Annotated in this window: 1 protein-coding gene and 1 pseudogene; both read right to left on the bottom strand. The window is 68.2% G+C overall.

The annotated features are described in order from the left end of the window. A pseudogene (locus tag VNT50_RS09820) lies at window positions 1-500 on the bottom strand (hypothetical protein); the annotation flags it as partial. A gap of 333 nt (window positions 501-833) precedes the next feature. Beyond that, window positions 834-2,236, bottom strand: a 1,403-nt coding sequence (locus VNT50_RS09815; protein WP_325484931.1) for a helix-turn-helix transcriptional regulator, incomplete at its 5' end; no start/stop codon positions are given.

Raw genomic sequence — 2,236 nt, 5'->3', positions numbered from 1 at the left:
AGCGGCCCGGGATCCGCAGGACCGGCGACGGCGATCGCGGAATCTGACGTCGCCGTGCCCGACATGGTGAGATTGCCACCCGTGGTGGACGTCGCGCGCACCGGCGTCTGGATGACTGTCGCGGTGCCCTCCGTGATCGTGCCGAGGTTGCAGAGCAGCGTCGACCCGTCGGCCGAGATCTCGGAGACGGGGGTCACGTCGTAGATCTTGCAGACGGTCGGGATGCTCGTGAAGTCACCGTTGCCCACCGTCAGGGTGGCCCGCACATTCTCTACCGGTTCGTTGGAGTACGGGTCGTCGACGTCGTTGGTGTTGACGTGCCACTCCGCCGTCACCGGCTGTCCGTACGGCGCCGTCGTCGGCACCGGGCTGCCGGTCCAGTTGGCGGTGATCTCGTGCACGGATGCGGGAGCAGCGGTGGCCGCCGGCGCAGCGATGAACACGCTCGCTGCGATCGTCGCTATGGCGACGATCGCGCTGAGCGCGCGATGAAGCCGCACTCCCGCCGCTCGGCGATCCTGCGCGCGTCGACGATCAGCGCTGATGCGCCCGTCCGATACCGTTCCGCTGAGCCAGTTCACCTGACATCCCCTCGTTGCTCGTCGCGCACACGCAGCCCCCACCGGACGCCTGCGCAGCGACACTGCTCTATTTCTAGGGAACGAATCGAGGCGATCACGCCCCGATCATCGGGAATGGTCCGCGGCCGGACCTCGGATGGTCCGCGCATGGTCCACGGCTCACCCGGTCCTCGCGTCGTCGAGTCTCGGCGCGACAAGGCGAGCCACTTCGTGGCTGAGGTATCCGTTTCGTCGAAGAAGCACCACCCGCCGTCAGCGGGCCGTCTCGTGCGCGGTCTCCGCACGCTGCTTCCCAGCGCCGTTCACGCCGTCGTCGATCGAATCGAGGAGTCCGAGCTGCTTCGCCTGGGCGAGCGCTGCGCGGCGATCGTGCACACCCAGCTTGGCGTTGATGGCCGCGAGGTGCTTCTTGACCGTGTTCACCGAGAGGTGGAGCGAACGCCCGATCTCGGCGACGGTGCCGTGGTCCTGCAGACGCACGAGCACGTCGAGCTCCCGCGGCGAGAGCGCGATGAACGACGCTGCCACGGGGTAGATCCCGCCGCGCATGGCGAGATGATCCTCGACAGCTTGCGGGATCCGGACACCGATCTCCGCAGCGAGGGCCCGCAGGTCACGCTCGGCGATGATGAGGTAGGCGCGTGCCGAGCCGATCTGTTCGGAGAGCACCACCGCTTGGCGGAACGCCTCCGCCGCCTGCTCGTGTTCCCCGAGTCGCCATGAGGCCGCGGCCTTGATCATGAGTACATCGACGCGGTCGCGCACGCCGACGTCCGGGGCCCAGAGGGCTGCCGTTGCGAGCCTCTGCGCCTTCGCATCGTCGCCGGTGATGAGAAAGAGCTGAGCGTATGACACCCGCAGCCACGTGAGGTCGGCCGGACTGGTCTGCCTGACTGCACCACCCGGCCTGTCGACGGAGTACTGCGCCGCGATGTCGAGCATCATCCGCTCCGCACGGTTGACCTCGCCCAGCGCCATGAGGGTGTCCACGGTGCAGCGGTCGAGTATGCGTGTGGCGGTGCGATCGTCGACGAGGTCGCGGCGTCGCACGAACCGAAGATGTTCGAGCCGGGCGAGGGCCACATGCGGGTCCTCGTACAGCTGCGAGTACACCGTGATCGCGAGCGCCGCAAACGGCCACATCTCGATCGACAATGCGTCCGGGTCATCCAGCAGGCGTCGTGCCGGCTCGGGCTCGAGCCGGCACGCCGCGAGGTATGCGTCGACGATCGCGACGGGAAGGCTCGCGAGGCGTTCGAAAGGCAGCCCCGCTGTGCGGGTGGTGCGAGCCACATCGAGCCAGCGCACCGCCTCTTGCGGGCTCCCGAAAGAGGCGTGCAGCACGGCCAGGTTACCGGCCGCCAGCGCCGCGATGAGCTCACCGTCGGGTACGTCGGCCGTCTCGTACGCCCGAATGCTCTGGGCGATCCCCTCCGCCAGACCCGACCCCAGAATCGAGGTCACGGCCCACTGATGGTAGAACACGGCGATGCCGGAGGGACCTGCTCGTTCGCCCGCGCGGCCTCTGCGTTCGAGCTCGCCGGCGATCTCCTCGCCTGTACGGGCGGCGTCAGCGAGCTGCCCGCGCTGCCGCAGGTAAGCCATCACGGCCGTCTTGGTCGTGAGGTATGCGTCTATTCCCGCGCCGTGATGAT

The sequence above is a fragment of the Microbacterium sp. genome (assembly GCF_035554235.1).
Taxonomy (GTDB): Bacteria; Actinomycetota; Actinomycetes; order Actinomycetales; family Microbacteriaceae; genus Microbacterium.
This window is presented reverse-complemented; position numbering and strand designations above follow the sequence as displayed.